We start from the raw sequence: 17923 nt of genomic DNA on the forward strand, positions 1-17923 counted from the left end.
CTATGAAAAAAGTATTTCAAAGTATTGCTGTACTTGTATTTTTATTCACATCCTGTAATTATTCGCCTAGTAAAAAGCAGGAAAGCGTTTTATATGAAAAAGACGGCTTAACTTTTCAATTTCCAGCACATTGGAAAGTAGAAAAAGATAAGCCAATAGATGGTGTTGCCAAAAGTAGATTCATCACTATCATTAATCATAAAATTATAAGAGGTCAAGAATTCATTATAATTACTGCATCGGATAGTACTGGAACTTTAAAAGAAACATTGGATAATCTCATCAAGCAATCAGAAATTAGTTATACCAGCGGAAATATTGAGTTTGGGGTATTAGATGAAGCCAAAGAATTTAAAATTGGTTCGCAAAAAGTACTTCGTCAAAATTTCGAAACCAATCAAAATAATACTTCAAATAGGGGGATTTTTAGTGTTTTTAATTCTGCTGGCAAAACATTTTCTTTTACAAGTATGGCTGAGGCAACTAATATAATAGCGCATACTGCCATTGTAGATTCTGTGATTAAATCGCTGAAAATCAAATAGCTATTCGCCCTGTTTAAAGTCTTTGTAATAAAAATCTTTGTCGGCTTCCAAGTCTGGCGCAAGCATCCCGCTTTTGACTAATTTTTTAAAAAAAACAAACAATCATATAAATATTGATTTCCGGAGCAGAAGATTTAACTAATGGAAATCAGTTTGCAGAAATATCTACGGAATTACTATTTTACATTTGTAATTTATTTAACAATCACCAAATGCCATGAGGCTTAATCTAAATTTCATTCTTCTTTTTATTATTACCTGCTTTACCGCCTACGGCCAAAGACCTGCAGATGATAAAATTGCTGGGTATTATATGTCGAAAAAAACGGGCAATATGGTGTTTACCAATAGTAAAGATGAAGCTAAATACTACCTCTTTAATAACAAAGGAAAGTTAATTAAAACCCGTAAATCAGCAGTGCTTTAATAGTACGGAAATATTTACTATTCCTAAAAGCATAACGGAGCAAAATTGTGGTTTCAAAAACAGTCCGTAATTGCGTTGTTAGGTCATAAAAGAATATTTATTCCTAATAAGGACGGTAAGTTAGAAGACTCATAATCTTTTGGTCCCTGGTTCGAGCCCAGGTGGGCCCACAAACCCTCTTTACAGCCCGTAAAGAGGGTTTTTTTTTCTACTTGAAAATTAATCGGCCTAAATATTAGTTTAAAAGCTGTTTTTTGATTCGAGCCCATTGAGGTTTTTTAGTTTTAGATCCATTCAATTGCTGATTATTTATTGTAGATAGGTTTATTACTAGACGTTCAGAAGAGAACAATGCTATATAAGCAATTCTATTTAAAAGGTGTATTCGAACGGATATAAAATTGAATTTCTTAAAACGACCGTTTTTTGATAGAGCAGTACTTTTGTAAAATTCCTTTTTGATAACTATCGAAACGATTAACCTGCACTCATTATATTGATTGTAACATTCCATATAGTGTCGTATCTAACCCGACATAAAATGAAGGCAATTGTATTAGCCAGGAAGTAAAACAATGTTTGAGGAAATATATAACCGCTACGCTTCGCAAATATTCCGGGTGTGTCTAGGGTATACAAATGACGCTGATCAGGCTAAAGATTTGGTACAGGAGACTTTTATCTCCGTGTGGAAAAATCTACCTAGTTTCCGTTACCATTCAGAGATCAGTACTTGGATATTCAGGATCGCTACCAATAACTGCCTTCGTGCTCTGGAAGTTGCGAAGCGGATGCCTACTGCAGAACTTCCTTATAATTTAGCAGAAACATTGGAGGAGTCGCCAGAGGAAAAACTTAAACTGTTATATAGGTGTATTTCGGAACTGGAAGAAACAGACCGTATTATCATCTCTCTGGAATTGGAGGGGTTGCCACAGACAGGAATTGCTGCCGTTGTAGGCCTGAGCCACGGAAATGTAAGAGTAAAAATTCATAGGATAAAAGAAAAATTAACTCAAAAATTTCATGAATATGGACAATTTAGATGATTTGAAAACTGTGTGGCACACCGCAAAAACGGATAAATTACCTACTTCAAAGGAAATGCTAAAATTAATTGGCACTTTTCGGAATCAGAAGTTGAGGAATAAGTGGTTAATGATTATTTCATGTTTACTATTCTCAAGTTTAATAATTGCTGTACTATTTTTTGTCAGTTTTAAGGAGATTACGACTTATATTGGTGGTGGATTAATGGTTATCTCAGGACTTTTGGTAGCTGCCACGAATATAAGATCCATCAAACGGTTTAAACACCTTGATAACTGTAGTAATCTGGAATTTATTGAGTTCATAGAGCAAACCCGTCAGAACCAGATTTATTATTATAAGAAAACAATGGTTAGAGTAGTTTTGCTGTGCTCGGTTGGTTGGCTGATGTACTTATACGAGTTTATTTCAAAGTATCCTATTTGGCTTTTTGCTATATATAGTATAGCGATTATCTATCTGGCTTTTTTATGGTTTATAATACGCCCACGGTCGTTTAATAAAGATGCTGCTAAGTTAGTGGCCACTCGTGAAAAAATGGAAACTATATTACAACAACTTAAAAATAAATAAATATGAAACGTAACACTATTCCCAAATCTGCAATGGTTTATCTTATCATAGGTTTAATGTTCACAAGCCTTACTCCAATCATCAGCCGATATTATCCAATACCTGATCTATATAAAGGATTTATCACGGGCTTAGGACTCATGATTGAGGTTATTGGAATAATTAAACTTCAGCGCTATAAGAAAGATCGTATTTGCTTAGCATCTAATACTAAAGATTCTTAATAAGATTTCTTTAAATAAATAGTGAGGTAGACTATATCAATATCGCCTCTTATTTAAGACCTTAAAGTTAGTCAACGATATTATTAGCTTTTGCTGAATAGAATGCCTTTAGAATTTATAGCTAAAAGAAAAATAACGATCTGGATTGATTCCTTTGTTTTTTGAGACAAGATTATATAATTGCTATCCCAAATAGCCTATTATAAAACCACCGTGGCTGTTGCATAAGGGGGATGTTCATTATACAACTTCTTAAAATATGTTTTTTTATGAATGATTATGATAAACTCATTCCATTGTTCAAATCAGATTTTTAGTTTTTGATAATTTGCGTTACATATAAACGAAGGTATTCGTGTAAACTATTTTCATTATTCCACCGTTTTAAAAATCACTTAATTTAAAGCTGAAGTTAACATTACGACAAAATAGATGGTATTGGATATATTTGCATTTTAAAGGTCTTAACGCATAAATTTAAATACCACATATTCTACAACATGAAATCATTCTACTGTTCTTTTATTTTTCTCTTATTTTCTTTTTATGTTCAAGGCCAAGAAGACAATCGCTTTACTACCGGATTTTCGGAAACAATATCTTCTAAAATATTAGGGGAAAATCGTGAAATCTTAATACACATTCCTAAAAGTAACGGAGGAAATAAAATCAAAGACAGAGGTAATTACCCCGTGATATATTTGTTGGATGGAGCTGAAAATTTCAACAGTGTTGTAAGTATTACCGAGCACATGGAAGAATCAAGCCTCTGTCCTCCGATGATTGTAGTTGGAATCGTGAATTCAAATAGAATGAGCGATTTAACAACTGGTACCGATAAAGATATGCCTAAGCAATTTCTTGGTAATGGTGAAAAGTTCATGTCTTTTGTCGAGAAAGAACTTATTCCTCATATCAATTCAAATTATCCAACTACAACATATAAAACATTTATTGGCCATTCAGTGGGAGGCTTAACGGTAATCAATACGTTACTTCATAACCCTGATCTATTTAATTCATATGTTTGCCTTGATGGAGCGTTGTGGTGGAATAATGCTAAAATTGTAAAAGAAGCGACAACAAATTTAACCACTAATAATTACCAAGGAAAAACGTTGTTTATGGCTATGGCCAATCGTTTGGAAAGAGGGATTGATACGCTAAGTGTACAAAAAGACACAAGCGAGAATACAGATCTTATTCGTGCCAATTTAAAATTCATTAAAGAACTTCAAAAAGCTCAAAGGAACCAGTTGCGATACAGGTACAAATTTTATGAAGATGACAACCATCCTTCGGTTAGATTGATTGGAGAATATGATGCGCTTCGATTTATCTTTGACTTTTACAAGCTCAAGATTTACGACAGTGAATTAGAAAATCCAAATTTTAGATTAGATTCTTTATTAGTTACGCATTATAGCAAAGTTTCCAAGCAAATGGGTTATGTTGTGAAACCCGCTGAAAGCCAGGTTAATAATTTTGGATACCAGATGATGGCTGGTAAACAATTTAAGAAAGCGGAGTCTTTATTTAAACTCAATATTATCAACAATCCTAACAGTGGTAATTGTTACGATTCTATTGGTGATTTCTATCTTGGAACCGGAAATAAAGCAAAAGCGATCGAATCTTTCAAAAAGGCTTTAACGCTAAAAGATATTCCCGAAAGCAAAGCAAAACTTGAAAAATTATTGAATAACAAGAATTAAATAAAATAACAGGGTCAATTAAAAAGTTGACCCTGTTATTTCGGTACTCTTCTGAAGCTCTTAAAGTAATAGGATAGATAAAAACATGCTTGTAATCGTCATCGAAATTGATTTGGCAAGAAGAAACAAGTATCTATCATTAACCCTCATTATTTGATAATCAAGTTGGCTTTAAAATATTAGGGTTATATTCTTTATATGACATCTTGAAACATATTTTTTATGACTGATTATCATGAACTCATTCCATTATTCAAATCAGAATTTTAATTTTTGATAATGAGTTTCTGATAATTTGCGTTACACAAAAACGAGGGATTAAATTTAATCCGAAAATCCTAATCAGAAATCTTAGCTATACATTTGAAATAGCTAAGGTTTTCTGAATAATCTTATTAATTTCGATGTTAGGTTTCTATATTAAATATAGGAATAAGGGCGATTGTAGCAACTCCACTATGGCGGGCGGGCCTTTTTATTGATTTACCCTGACCAGGGTTTAGTGATTGCTGTAACCACCAATCTGGGTAATGCGCAGTTTGGTGAAAAGAAACTTGAAAAATTGGCAGATCTTTTTATCAAATAATAAAAATCACCTATTTATAACGATATTGATTTATCTGGGGCGTGCTCAAAATTTCACCAGGCGCCATAGATGCAGTTTTTGACCATTTGGGTGGATCAAGCTTTGCCAGATTTTTTGGCCTGCTTGCAATCTGTTTATTTTAACAATGAAAGGCGACGTATAATATAATTTAATTGTGGATCTACTCCATTTGCAATATCACTTACCTTGGTTTTGACTGTTATCTCGGGTTTTATGCCTTCATCTTTTCTTTGTTTAGTGGGCGATTGATAGATTATTGGAATATCTACTTCAATACCAGAAGATGGTAGATACAAGAAAAAAAATTGCCCTCCATTGATTCCTTGTTTAGTTCCTCCGGTAGCCTCGCCAACCAACTTCGCATATTTGTTTTCCTGTAAAATATCTGCCATAAAAAAAGAGCTCGAACTGTTAGTTGCATTTATTAATAGATATACCTGACCAGCAAAATGGTTTTGATTTGGTATAATGGATTCGGTTGAACCAGTGTTTTTTTTGTAGTACAAGCTTGCTTTGGTTCTATTATAATCAGAAGCTAGTTTAGGCCTTTTAAAAGACGGATCCCAAGTTTGCAGGTATGGCATTAAGCTATCTGAAACTTTCAGGAACCTAAAATAACGCCTTATTGTATGATGAGCGGGATGGGTTATTAGATAGCTAATCACCTTATTGCGCACATCATCGTCCCCGCCTTCATTATCTCTAATGTCTACAATTAATTTGGATGCTCTTATATTTTTCAATTTAATAAAAATGCTATCCAGACAGTATTCATAATTTTTATCCCATCCCTTAGTTGTGAAGTCGCGAATTTTCAAATAGCCACATTGCGGTGAGAGCACCGAAAAGCTAGCAGTTGGTTGCATGGATTCTGTTTCAAAACGAGCCTGGTATCTTTCTTGCCTCACTTGTTTACTAATCATGTGTAAAGAATACTTAATCACTTCATCCTTGTTAAAAGGTTTCACCGCCACTTCATCATAGTCAGACGATGAATGCTTAGCAAAGAACAGTGGGAAATAAATATCGAATAATGCGTATCTATCTTTATTAGCTAAATAGGGAGATATGCCAATATTATCCAGTTTTTTGTTCAATCCGTGCTTTCCATCTGAACGGCTAACGGTTAACAATGAATCAATAATTTCTGCGGTTGGTCGGCCATTTATGCTAATTACCTCATCCCCGGCCTTTATCTTGCCATGTTCTGATAGATTGTGAGTCACGATTATTTTTTTATTGATAACTTTAAAGAGTAGGGGTATTACAAGTTCAGAGTTTAACTGGGAGGATAGAGCCTTTTTTTGGTTATATGGATTCAAATAAGTATGACCACACTTCAGTTTGGCAGTCAGTTGAGAAAGTTTTATATAGTATTCGCTGACACTGAGTGGCTTGTTAGTTTGTATTTTAATTTCTTTAAAATATCGATCCAGTTGTAATTTCTTAAGGTAGCGGTAAGTTCCAGGATGAAGTGATGTGAGCGCAGAGTTTAATATTGCTAAGTCTGAATGCATTTGACTTATGGTAAGCAGCATCTGCTTTTCCTGGCTGTATGATATAGTTGTCCACATCAGACATAGGATAAGTGTATATGTTTTAATCATAGAAGCAAAAGTTGTTTAAAAAGTTTAACTCATCGCTTCAAATCATATATTGATACTAATTAACTAAGATTTTTCCAGGCTTTTAATATATTCCAAGGGTGTTTTTCCCATTTGTTTTTTGAAGGCACGGTTAAATGTCGCCTTGGAATTAAATCCACTATCCAATGCAATCCCCAGTAGTGTGATTTTTTTGTGCTCCTGGTCGTCAATCTTAGAGAGAACTTCTTTTATCCGATACCCGTTTATAAAATCATTGAAGTTAAGGTTATAGCCCGCATTGATCACCCTGGAAAGAATACCGGAATTCAACGTCATCATGGATGCAAGCTGATTTAAAGTGAGTTCTGATATCAGGTAGGGCTTCTGCTGATCCAGCAGCTTGGTGAGTTCGCTCATACGTACAGGTAAATCTAAAAACACCTTGGGCTCATATGACTGATCATCTTCAATCTTTGCTCTTTGGGTAAAATACAAAGCTGGTTTAGTTGCTACCTGAAACATGTAACCTTTTATTCCCAGATAGTAGACCAATACCCCTAAGAACATATAACTGTACCAATCTGCCTTGTAAGATAGAGGAGTAACCCAATTTATCAATTGATATATAAACATCAAAACCAGCCCTGTACCTAATGCCAAAAGTATATTCCTAAGCCAAACAAAATCCAGGTTTTCCAATGAAGAAAGGTTTTGAACTGCGTATTGCTTATACGCGTAGAAAGATTTGAAGGTTAGTAATAGATAATATACAAACGAGCCGTAGCTTATTAGATTAAAAAGCATCGTTTTGTCAATCTCAGCCAATGGTCCCTTGGTACCGAATTGAGTATAGAGGTTTTTTGGAAATGGGAAATACAGGATATAATCTATTGATAATTTACCAAGAATAACTGCCGCCCAGATTATAGGGAGCCAGATATGATTGGCATGTTTCTTTTTAAACTTAAAATTTTGGTTGGTAGCAGATAAAAAATAAAAGTAAATCAATGGGCCTATTAGACAGATTGTATTAAAAGGGAAATAGAACATGAAACTGGTATAGGTATCATGCGAATCGTACCAACCAGCAAAACCAAGCATCCAAAAAGCTATCTTTATGCCTATCATCAAAAGGATAATGCCCAAAAGTAGATTGGATATCTTGAATTTATCTCCCGTTTTACAAATCAACAGTATTCCGAACAAAACAGCTTGCGAAAAGGGCAATAACAAAAATGCGCTGTAGATGTTGAATTCAAATGCCATCATAAACTTTCTCTTGTAAAGATATATATATGAAACTGATCTTTAAAAAGTGTAAACGTATTTATTCTTTTCCTCATTATTTGATAATCAATTAGGTCTGAAGATCTCAGGGGTATATCCCTTATACGACTTCTTAGAGCATATTTTTTATAACTGATTATCATAAACCCATTCCATTATTGAAATCTGAATTTTACTTTTTGATAATGAATCTTTGATAATTTGCGCTATATCAAAAACGAAGGATTGAATGTAATCCAAAACTCTAATCAGAAATCTTAGTTATATCATTTGAAATAGCTCAAAAATGGTTATCTCAGATCATTAGTTTGATATGAAACTGGCAAGGCGCTAACAATATACCAGCGCCTTTTAAACATTGGTGTTTATCTATTTTATAGCATTCGATCTTTTTCATCAATGGCCAGATCATTGATGCTTGCGAACCGTTTCTCCATTAGCCCGAATTTATCAAATTCCCAAAGCTCATTACCAAAGCTGCGGAACCATTGCCCTTGATGGTTATGCCATTCATATTCAAAGCGAACTGCTATACGGCTGTCGGTAAATGCCCAAAGTTCTTTTTTAAGCTTGTATCCAAGTTCATTCTTCCATTTTTTTGCTAAAAATACTTTGACTTCTTCACGGCCCGAAATAAATTCCGACCGATTGCGCCATTCTGTATCGAGGGTATAAGCCGTGCATACTACTTCAGGATTGCGGCTATTCCATGCTTGCTCTGCAAGCATAACTTTCTTCACCGCGGAATCGTAGTTAAACGGTGGTACTGGGTTTTTAATTTCCATCAATTATTTGATTTATTTGTTATTTGAAAAAAAGAGGCCGTCTCATAAATACGAATGTCATCCTGAGGAGTAATTATTTCATAAAATCAATATAAAAGACAGATTAGGCTGCGCGAGATCGTCATTCCCAACTCGATTGGGAACCACGGAGTGCTCATGAATGCCTTTGAAATAAGGGAAACTTATGAATAATCGTAATGCAAGCGCTTTAAGATTCCCGCATGCGCGGGAATGACGGCCGTGCTAATGGATTCTGTCTATGGTACCTTGTCGAAGGATTTGTAAAACTACCTTAAGGGAGCGTTTCGATGCTTCGGCAAGCTTAGCACAGGCTAAGCTCAACGTGACAACATCCAGGATAAATTGATTTATGAGACAGCCTCTTGCTTTATGGATTATACATAACCATGCTCTTCAACCTGCCAACTCCAGGTACAAATCCTTCACATTTAGGCCGTATTATATCCGAAAAACTTATTTTGGAAGGGTGGAGAGAAACTTCAGTATTTCATTTCCTATCTCCTGTGCATGGGTTTCTAACGCAAAGTGGCCAGTATCATAAAATTTTACTATTGCGTTAGGAATATCTTTTTTATAGGCCTCAGCTCCTGCTGGAAGAAAAAATGGATCTTTATTTCCCCACACAGCAAACAATTTTGGTTTATTGGTTCTAAAATACTTTTGAAACGATGGATACAGATCAACATTTGTTTTATAGTCTTTCAGCAGGTCAAGCTGAATTTCTGCAGATTCTGGTCTATCCAGAAAATACTGATCCAAAATGTAGGCTTCGGGAGCTACAAGCGATGAATCGGTAACACCAGTAAAATACTGGAATTTCGTTCCCTCCTTGCTATAAAAAGACCTTAGCGCATCTCTATTTTCCTGGGTGTCATTTTCCCAATATTTCTGAATTGGATTCCACCCCGTACTCAATCCTTCTACATAGGCATTGCCATTCTGCGAAATAATGCCCGTAATTTTCTCTGGATTTGCAAGTGCCAGACGAAATCCGGTTGGTGCACCATAATCGAATACATAAATTGCAAACCTTTTTAAACCTAATTCATCTATAAAACCCTGCATTGTTTTGGCCAGATTTTCAAAAGTATAGGTATAAGTTGTACGATCTGGCAAATCAGTATTTCCAAATCCAGGAAGATCAGGGGCTATAACGTGATATTTTTTGTTTAAAATCGGTATCAGATTGCGGAACATATGTGATGATGTTGGGTAACCATGCAATAATAATACTGTGGGTGCTCCTGCCGGGCCTGACTCTCTATAAGCTACTCCGAGTCCGTTTACATTTACTTTGCGGTAATGAACAAGCCCAACTTCTAAAGCAGGACTTGTTTTAACTGTGTTTGATTGTGCCATAATTTCTGTTCTTCCTAATAAGCCAGTCAGGATGATCGTGAAGGCTATTTTTAGTTTTTTCATTTTTCCTTTTTTTTATTCAAAAGTAAACCTGATATTTAATCTTTCAAAATGATTTATAAAGATACTGTGTATCTCAATTTAAGATTTATGAACACAAATGACCTTAATTTATTTGAAGCCGTTGCGCATTATGGCAGTTTTACAAAGGCTGCTGAAGCAATGTTTACAGTTCAGTCAAATGTAACTACCCGTATAAAAAATCTGGAAGAGGAGTTTGGTGCGCTGCTTTTTACCAGAAACAACCGTAAAGTCGAATTAACTCCGGAAGGCGAAAAACTTATTCGTTATACTAAGCAAATTAACCATATTTTGGATGAGGCAAAAAGGTCGATTGGTAAAAGTGACATCGTAAAGGGCCAGATTAAAATTGGATTTTTGGAAACCATGATGACCCTGAAAGGGCCTGAACTTGTTAATGAACTTGCCGCTAAATTCCCTTTTGTTGACCTGGATTTTAGATCCGCGATGAGGGCCAGCTTAATTACTGATGTGTTGAATTATAGACTGGATGCAGCATTTATCCCTGCTCCACTTGACATTCCTGAGCTTGAACAAATTAAAATAAAGGACGAGCAGGTCGTAATTGTTGCTCCGGCAGATTGTGAAAACCTGGATGTTCTACTTAAAAAAAATCCGCTTAAAACAATAGTTTTCGATCAGGGTTGCGTATTTAGAGCTAAACTTGACTCCTGGCTTGTAAGCAAAGGTATTGCCGAATATCATAAAACAGTAATGAATTCTATTGAAGGCGTTGTAAATTTCATTGAATCCGGTATTGGATTTAGTGTTATGCCGGAAGAAATCATAAGTACGTTTTATAGTAATAGAAATATAAAAACATTCCCTCTGCCAAAGGAGTTGGGCCTTATGACAACGATTTTGGTCTACAGAAAAGATGTGCCACTTTCCCCTGCTTTAAAAGCCTTTATCAGTATCAGTAGCGGAACAAAAACTAACAATATTGATAAATAAAGATTTCACATTCAAGTCTCAAACTGTTTTAAATAAAATACTTGATCTTATGGAAGCAGAGGAAAAACTTAAGCAACATTTTTTAGCAAATACAACAATTACCAATGAACAATTTGAATATGTATCTGCGCATTTTAAATTGAAGACTTTCAAAAAAGGCCAGTCTCTGATTCAGACTGGTGATGTGGTAGATTGTGAATTTTTGTCATCAAAGGTTGTTTGAAAAGCTTTTTTATAAATTTAACCTTGCAACTTGTATGCGCTTAACTTAAATGACTGATATATGAAAGATCTGGGACACGGCTTCACGCTTGTAGACAGGAGCATTTATCTGTATGATTCGGAAAACTTTACTAGCCTCAAAAAGATAATCGATTACGATGCGTTTGAGATGGTTGAAGCTTTTGAGGACAAGACTTTTTACTTTAGGGATAAAAATAGGGTGTATGTTACCAGTTATATGTGCAATGCTTCTGTTATTGAGGGAGCAAAGCCTGAAACATTTAAAGTTATAAATGCCGAAGATGGCATTGGTTATGACGGGAACAATTATTATTGGTACGACACATGCTTGCCGTATGATTACAGGAAGGCAGAAAAATATAATGAGTTTTATCTTCGGGCAGGTGATAAAGTTTATTTTCTTAAAGATGTTGTGGAAGGAGCTGATACAAAGACCTTCAGCATTATCTGGCAGAATGTTGCCCGGGATAGGGAAAGCCTGTTTTTTAGAGGCAGGTGTGTACCTGATGTGGATGTTGATACTTTTAAGAAAGTGCCTGGCTGTTTTGATGCTGATCATCTTGACCAAAGCCACACTTATTATGCAGCCGACCGGAACAATGTTTATTTTGTGAATACCATAAGCAAATCCCTAAAGAGGCTGACTGGTGTAAAGCCTTTGGACTTTTCGGTAAAGATTGTCGATAACAGGCTTTACGGGATAAGCGGAAAGGACATTTACTTTTTTGGCATTAAAAAGAAAGGCTTAGTGCTAGGATAAGGATGTTTAAGATGATTTATGGAGGGTTAAACATAACAAAGCATGTAGGGAAATTATGAATGAATTACAGACAAAACATTTTGCCTCATAATAGGGCGGTTGGGATCAATTTATTTATTTGTAAAGCAATAGGCTATAAGCTGTGAAAAGGTTACTTCATCAATTTCCAATAGAACATCTCTTGATCTTCCCCAAATTTCTTAAAATTAAGGAAGGTTAATATTTGTTTTGAAGCCAAATTTTCCTTTGAACAACCCGCAGTAATGGCTTTAATCCCGGTCTGCTTAAATGCCCACTCTATTAGCCCTGAAGCTGCTTCTTTTGCATATCCTTTTTGAGTTTCGCTTTTAATAATCCCATACCCAAGATCAATTTCACCATATTCATTAGGAAGCCCCTTAAATCCAATGTCTCCAATTAATGTATTTGTGCTTTTATTGAGCACCATCCAGGACTCAAATCCAGAAGGATATTTTACTTTATTCAAATGATTTAAAATTCTGGGTAAAGTATCCAAAGTCTCCAAATCTGGCCATCCGTACCCAGGTGTAATACCTAAATCTGCAAGAAATGAAGTTGAACAAGACAGTGCTTCCTCGCAAATCTGTATAGTAAAAGGCAGTAATTTTAATCTATCTGTTTGGATCTGAAGTGACATAAACCTAAATACCGTGTGAATGTTGATTAAATTTTATTGAAGCACAATGTTAATCAATTATTCCTGATCGACTGTATGTCAGCATATCTTGTTAAGATATTGAAGGAAAAATATTTTATAGAATAGATAACTATCGATTATCGTTAATGAGATTCTTTTATGTAACAAGGCACTATGTTATGCATCATAATATAAATATTTACCATGAAAAAATGCTTTTTTATATTTAGCGCTTTAATCCTTTGTTTAATTTCTATTCCTTGCTGGTCACAAACAGAAAAATTGCTTACAGATAATCCCCTCAGAAACAAATTAGATAGGGCTGTCCAGGTAGCTGCAGCAGATTATATGGCTAATCCAGGCACGGTTGGTCTTTCAATTGCTATTTATCAAGATGGACGCAGTTCAATGTACAACTATGGTGAATCAAAAAAAGGGACAGGTGAACTAATTAAAGCAAATCAATTATTTAATTTAGGTTCTGTAGCAAAGACATTTATTGGAATTATGCTTGCACAAGCTGTAATAGATAAAAGAGCAAACTTACAAGACGATATTCGTAAATATCTCCCAGGAAAGTATCCTAACTTGCAATACCAAGGTCGCCCGGTAAGATTGGTTGACATAGCCAATCATACGTCTGGTTTACCGAAGTCATCCAGAAATTTTCCTGCAAAAATTATGGATAGCATAAAGAATATAAGTCTTCCTAAACAGCTTGATTTCTTTGCGAAGTATAATCAAGATACTTTAATGAAGGATATGCATAAATTCAAGCTTGACACCTTGCCTGGTACTAAGTACGAATATAACGGCAACGCCATGACAATCCTTATTCTTTTACTTGAACGCATATATCATCAACCGTATGAGCTGTTAGTGACAAATTACCTTAAAAATCACCTTGGTCTTTACGATACAAGAACGAAAATTCCTGTGAACCAGTTAAGCCGTTTTATTCAGGGATATAAAGATGCACCACGTCCTGTACAATGGTACGATCTCACAAATAAAAAAACTAATGAGATTAATACTAACCTTTTTTACCCTGGTGGGCCAAGTATGAATTCAACCATGGCAGATATGCTTAAATATGTAATCGCTAATGTTGAAGAAACCGATCCTGCTATAAAATTATCACACAAGGAAACTTACCACCAAACAGACGGTACGGGTGTGGGTTTAGGTTGGATGATTGGCAATGATGATGGGAAACGCTTTCTTTACCACAGTGGCCGAACTGGTATTGGATTTAGCACACTTTGTATCGCCTATCCCGAAGACAAAATGGGGATCATGATACTTGTTAATGATAACCTCAATCAAGACAACATATCCATTTTAAGCGACAAGATTAAAGTTGCGCTAATGGAATGATGACTTATTCTCATTATTCCCTTCATTAATTGATCACAGAATAGGTGCTTTCGAAGTTAAATTTAGTTATACAGTAAATAGCGTAGCTAAGCATGCATGCCCGGTTATATACTAAACTGTAGAAAAAGAAACGACACTTAAGATCTAGCAGAGGCATATTTTATGATGGGCAATTGTATATATTTACGAATTGCCTGTTATATTAAGAACCACCGTAATCCAACAGAATTGAAATATGAAGTTAAATCCGTTAATAATAATTAAATCAATTCTTATACTTTTTATAAGTGTTGGCTTAGGGTTAACACTTTTTATGATGAAACAAGACGTGAAAATTATTGGAGCATATATCGTATCAATAAGTTTTATTTTAGGTCCGGGAATTATTTTATATGGATTGATTTTTGGTTTTAGCATTTCTGAAAAAACGATCAAGAAACAAGCCGAAACGCAAGGAAGTCTATCATTTGACAATAACGGAATAACATATAAACTACCACTTTTTGATACAACCGAATTTATTGATTGGAAAACAATTGAAACAGTAATTTACACAAACTATCAATCTGACGACAATGCACAATTTATTTTCTATTTGACAAAACCCCCAATTCAATCGATGACAGAAAACCCGTTATGGATAAATAGAATATTTCCTTTTGCGTTAAGAAATAAGCAACAAGTTACCATAACGGAAGATTGTAAGAATTTTCAGGAACTTCCAGAGAAGTTGCAAACATATTTAGCAAATACAAATCCAGTCAACCTGACGGAAGATTATAGAAAAGCAAGATTGATACGTTCAAAAACTACAGTTAAAAACAATACAATTAAGACAGAAGAATATTGGAAACCAAATAATAATTATGAAAGAGAGAAAGTCATTTACGATAAATACAATCGGACTTTTGAAGAAATAAAGCAAGCAAAAAAGGCATAAGAAAGGCGAACGGCCAGTGGGTTTGGCAATAGCGGTCCGAAGTGCAAAATCCCAAGCTCAGTATTCTAATTTAGTCTTCAATTCCCAAAAATATGCAGATTATTGGCATTAACTTTAACTGATGATATAGAAATTTAAACAGTCAATTTGGGGAAAAATAATAATTTAACATCAGTTTGGCGGTTTTAGAAAAATCTAATAAATAGGCCGAAATAAATAGCTTCTTTTAATGAAAATAAAATTTAAAAAAGTATTGCTAATAGCAGTGCTTACAACATTAACGGCTTTAATTGCTTCTTTTGTGGCATTGCCAAATAATTCGGGATATGCAGGGTTGTTTTTCATTGCTGCAAGCCCAATATTTATTTGTGTTTTTATTATTTGGACCTATGTTTTATTAGCTGCTATTAGCAGAAATGATATTTTTAGAAAATTAATTGTGATTATTCTGATAACTATGGTGTTTCAATATTTTGTAGCTGTGCTTACGATGGTTACAATTAGTAGCGACAGTCGCGATTATAATCTAAACACTTTTCTATCTGATTCTGCCAGTCTTTTTTTTGACAAAGAAATATTTTTTTGTACGGTGACGATCGCTACGGTGTACGCTTTATTATTAAAGTACATGGCTATTCAATCAAAAGATCGTCCCAACGATAAATAAGACAAGCTTTTTTTGACGATACATTCATTTCGTAAATTCATTGTTTTTAACTAATTATGCCATTCAATAAATGCTTTATTTGCTTTACTGAATATTTTTCCCTTACCCTATGCTGAGTTCACTATCAAAGCGCATTTTTGATTTTAATTAATGGAAGGAGAAGATAGTAAAACACTCAATATCGACCAATTCGAGACGATGTTTCGCAGAAACCATCAATTTCTGTGTGCAGTGGCTATGCAATATGTTCATGATCAGTTTGCAGCGGAAGATATGGTGCAGGACTTTTTCATTGACTTCTGGCAGAGGCGCCATACCATTCAACTGACCACAGGTTTCGAAGCTTACGCGCGCAGGGCAGTAAAATATAAATGCATTGACTTTCTGCGTAAAAGTGCCGTGACTGAGAAGAGGAATTCGATGCTCGCCGCTCTGGAAGAGGAACAAGAACATCATGATGAGCAGGAATATAACGAAATCAGACATCAGCGATATCTCAAAATTGTAGAATTGATTCAAAAATTGCCTGAAAACAGGCAAAATATATTTATTATGCATGCGGTTGATAAAATGAGCTATGCAGAAATCGCTAAAAAGCAAAATATTTCAATCAATACGGTAAAAACACAATTAAGCAGGGCTTATTCAGCGCTTCGTAATCATGCAATTCTTATTTTTATTGCCTTTTCTTCATTGTCAGCGCGTTTTTAAATTTATTCTGAAAAAAAGTAGAGATTTTATCGGTTTGCTGTCACCCATTTTTGATATAGCTACGACAGTGTATTGATATGGATAAAAATCTCAGCCCTTTTACTCCTGACTGGAATAAGCTTTTAGATAAACTGGAAGCAGGTGAACAGTCGTCAAATTCCCTGAGTGCCGATGAACAGGTACTTTTAGCGGAACTACGTGCCATCAGGGATGAATCTGCTGATGCATTGAAAGCCTACTCTTCTTTTCATACTAATAAAAAGTGGGAGGAATTAAAAGCGCAGATTGAGGTAACATCTGCTGTGCGGAGCAGGGGCAAGCTGCGTAAACTTTGGTTTAGCATTGCAGCAGCAGCGGCGGTTTTGCTCGTTATAGGGGGCAGCCTTATTTATCACAGCAATCAGCCACAGCCACAAAATATGGTTAATATCATCAGGAACGATATACCTCCTGGTAAAAACACGGCAACACTTACCCTTGATAACGGCAAAAAAATAGTATTGTCTGCCGCCAATGAGGGGCAGCTGGCCAGCGAAGCGGGGATAGTGATCAGTAAAACTGCTGATGGACAGGTTGTTTATACCGTAAAAGATGATCAAATGGCTACAGGTACACACATCCATACCTTATCGACTGCCATGGGTGAAACTTACCGCCTCCGCCTGCCCGATCAAAGTGAAGTATGGCTGAATGCATCTTCTTCTATCAAATTTCCTGCATCATTTGCATCGGCGAAATTGCGTGAGGTTGAACTTACAGGTGAAGCCTATTTTCAAATTGCAAAAGACAAAACACACCCTTTTATCGTAAAAACCAACCTTCAGGAGGTACAGGTGCTGGGTACACATTTCAATATCAACAGCTACGGTGATCAACACACAACCGTAACTACGTTGCTTGAAGGAAGCGTGCAGGTGTCAAATCGTGCGGAACAGGGGAAAATCATCAAACCGGGAGAGCAATCGATAGTACAGGATGGGCAACCTATTACTGTTGCGCCTGCAGACATTAAAAATGTGATGGCCTGGAAAAATGGTTATTTCCGTTTCAGAAATGAGTCGATTAAGGAGGTAATGGCAAAAATCATCCGCTGGTACAATATTGACGTAGTATATACAGGTAAAGTATCAGATGAGAAATTTAATGGTAATATTTCAAGTCAAAAAAATATAAGCGAAGTACTAAATATGCTGAGCTATTCCAATGATGTTAAATTTAAAGTTGAGGGAAGGAGGGTGACAGTCATACAATAAAAATCTACTATATCTACTCTATAGGAAATTCAAAGTACACCCTGGAACCACAGGAGGATGTGCTCCAGAATAAAATACCAGTCCGACGTCAATCGAACTG

General features: G+C 35.3%; 19 protein-coding genes and 1 tRNA gene. 15 read left to right on the top strand and 5 right to left on the bottom strand.

Annotation, left to right across the window (positions count from 1 at the left end; all coding sequences use genetic code 11):
- The first annotated feature begins 2 nt into the window (after nt 1–2).
- The 7 genes from ACUN24_RS12235 (at nt 3) to ACUN24_RS12265 (ending at nt 4534) form a co-directional block, all read left to right on the top strand.
- A complete protein-coding gene (locus ACUN24_RS12235) occupies nt 3–545 on the top strand; it encodes a hypothetical protein (protein ID WP_445562730.1) in 543 nt (180 codons plus the stop codon).
- Nucleotides 546–762: 217 nt separating this feature from the next.
- Nucleotides 763–972: a hypothetical protein gene (locus tag ACUN24_RS12240; RefSeq protein ID WP_445562731.1), complete on the top strand. Its 210-nt coding sequence runs from the start codon at nt 763–765 to the stop codon at nt 970–972.
- A gap of 62 nt (nt 973–1034) precedes the next feature.
- Nucleotides 1035–1142, top strand: a tRNA-Ile gene (locus ACUN24_RS12245).
- A gap of 405 nt (nt 1143–1547) precedes the next feature.
- The gene (locus tag ACUN24_RS12250) at nt 1548–2021 is read left to right on the top strand and encodes an RNA polymerase sigma factor (protein WP_445562732.1); all 474 of its coding nucleotides are present in this window, start codon (nt 1548–1550) and stop codon (nt 2019–2021) included.
- Nucleotides 2005–2595, top strand: a complete 591-nt coding sequence (locus tag ACUN24_RS12255) for a hypothetical protein (RefSeq protein ID WP_445562733.1) — start codon at nt 2005–2007, stop codon at nt 2593–2595. The genes ACUN24_RS12250 and ACUN24_RS12255 overlap by 17 nt, the downstream gene beginning before the upstream one ends.
- A 2-nt stretch (nt 2596–2597) precedes the next feature.
- Complete coding sequence (locus ACUN24_RS12260) at nt 2598–2819, top strand: hypothetical protein (RefSeq protein ID WP_445562734.1); 222 nt, start codon at nt 2598–2600, stop codon at nt 2817–2819.
- A 500-nt stretch (nt 2820–3319) separates the two neighbouring features.
- On the top strand, nt 3320–4534 hold the full coding sequence (locus tag ACUN24_RS12265) for an alpha/beta hydrolase-fold protein (protein WP_445562735.1): 1215 nt from the start codon (nt 3320–3322) through the stop codon (nt 4532–4534).
- A gap of 720 nt (nt 4535–5254) precedes the next feature.
- Here ACUN24_RS12265 and ACUN24_RS12270 read toward each other — a convergent pair.
- The 4 genes from ACUN24_RS12270 to ACUN24_RS12285 all read right to left on the bottom strand — a co-directional run bounded on the left by ACUN24_RS12270 (nt 5255) and on the right by ACUN24_RS12285 (nt 10242).
- Nucleotides 5255–6748, bottom strand: coding sequence for a S41 family peptidase (locus tag ACUN24_RS12270; RefSeq protein ID WP_445562736.1), 1494 nt, complete (start codon nt 6746–6748; stop codon nt 5255–5257).
- A 63-nt stretch (nt 6749–6811) separates the two neighbouring features.
- Complete coding sequence (locus ACUN24_RS12275) at nt 6812–7996, bottom strand: AraC family transcriptional regulator (RefSeq protein WP_315422074.1); 1185 nt, start codon at nt 7994–7996, stop codon at nt 6812–6814.
- A gap of 392 nt (nt 7997–8388) precedes the next feature.
- Entirely contained in the window at nt 8389–8799 is a 411-nt protein-coding gene (locus tag ACUN24_RS12280) for a DUF1348 family protein (protein WP_445562737.1), read from the bottom strand.
- A gap of 474 nt (nt 8800–9273) precedes the next feature.
- Nucleotides 9274–10242, bottom strand: coding sequence for an alpha/beta fold hydrolase (locus ACUN24_RS12285; RefSeq protein ID WP_445562738.1), 969 nt, complete (start codon nt 10240–10242; stop codon nt 9274–9276).
- Nucleotides 10243–10290: 48 nt separating this feature from the next.
- On the opposite strand from ACUN24_RS12285, the gene ACUN24_RS12290 reads away from it, so the two are divergent.
- Genes ACUN24_RS12290 through ACUN24_RS12300 form a run of 3 tightly spaced genes read left to right on the top strand, consistent with a single transcriptional unit; the run spans nt 10291 to nt 12217 of the window.
- Nucleotides 10291–11214 carry a LysR family transcriptional regulator gene (locus ACUN24_RS12290; RefSeq protein WP_445562739.1) on the top strand — a complete coding sequence of 308 codons (924 nt, stop codon included), beginning with the start codon at nt 10291–10293 and terminating at the stop codon, nt 11212–11214.
- Nucleotides 11215–11263: 49 nt separating this feature from the next.
- Nucleotides 11264–11437: a hypothetical protein gene (locus ACUN24_RS12295; protein ID WP_445562740.1), complete on the top strand. Its 174-nt coding sequence runs from the start codon at nt 11264–11266 to the stop codon at nt 11435–11437.
- Nucleotides 11438–11497: 60 nt separating this feature from the next.
- Complete coding sequence (locus tag ACUN24_RS12300) at nt 11498–12217, top strand: DKNYY domain-containing protein (RefSeq protein ID WP_445562741.1); 720 nt, start codon at nt 11498–11500, stop codon at nt 12215–12217.
- Nucleotides 12218–12368: 151 nt separating this feature from the next.
- Here the strand turns inward: ACUN24_RS12300 and ACUN24_RS12305 are convergent, their stop codons facing one another.
- Nucleotides 12369–12875 (bottom strand): GNAT family N-acetyltransferase, encoded by a 507-nt coding sequence (locus ACUN24_RS12305; RefSeq protein WP_445562742.1) that lies wholly within the window; start codon nt 12873–12875, stop codon nt 12369–12371.
- Between the two features lie 204 nt (nt 12876–13079).
- Here ACUN24_RS12305 and ACUN24_RS12310 point away from each other — a divergent pair, with 204 nt between their 5' ends.
- The 5 genes from ACUN24_RS12310 to ACUN24_RS12330 all read left to right on the top strand — a co-directional run bounded on the left by ACUN24_RS12310 (nt 13080) and on the right by ACUN24_RS12330 (nt 17823).
- A complete protein-coding gene (locus ACUN24_RS12310) occupies nt 13080–14252 on the top strand; it encodes a serine hydrolase domain-containing protein (protein WP_445562743.1) in 1173 nt (390 codons plus the stop codon).
- Nucleotides 14253–14565: 313 nt separating this feature from the next.
- Nucleotides 14566–15192, top strand: coding sequence for a hypothetical protein (locus tag ACUN24_RS12315; RefSeq protein ID WP_445562744.1), 627 nt, complete (start codon nt 14566–14568; stop codon nt 15190–15192).
- Nucleotides 15193–15421: 229 nt separating this feature from the next.
- Nucleotides 15422–15859 (top strand): hypothetical protein, encoded by a 438-nt coding sequence (locus ACUN24_RS12320; RefSeq protein ID WP_445562745.1) that lies wholly within the window; start codon nt 15422–15424, stop codon nt 15857–15859.
- Between the two features lie 150 nt (nt 15860–16009).
- Complete coding sequence (locus ACUN24_RS12325) at nt 16010–16570, top strand: RNA polymerase sigma-70 factor (protein WP_445562746.1); 561 nt, start codon at nt 16010–16012, stop codon at nt 16568–16570.
- 77 nt (nt 16571–16647) lie between these two features.
- Nucleotides 16648–17823 (top strand): FecR family protein, encoded by a 1176-nt coding sequence (locus ACUN24_RS12330; RefSeq protein WP_445562747.1) that lies wholly within the window; start codon nt 16648–16650, stop codon nt 17821–17823.
- The last annotated feature ends 100 nt before the right edge of the window (nt 17824–17923 follow it).

It is taken from the genome of Pedobacter sp. WC2501 (genome assembly GCF_052682415.1).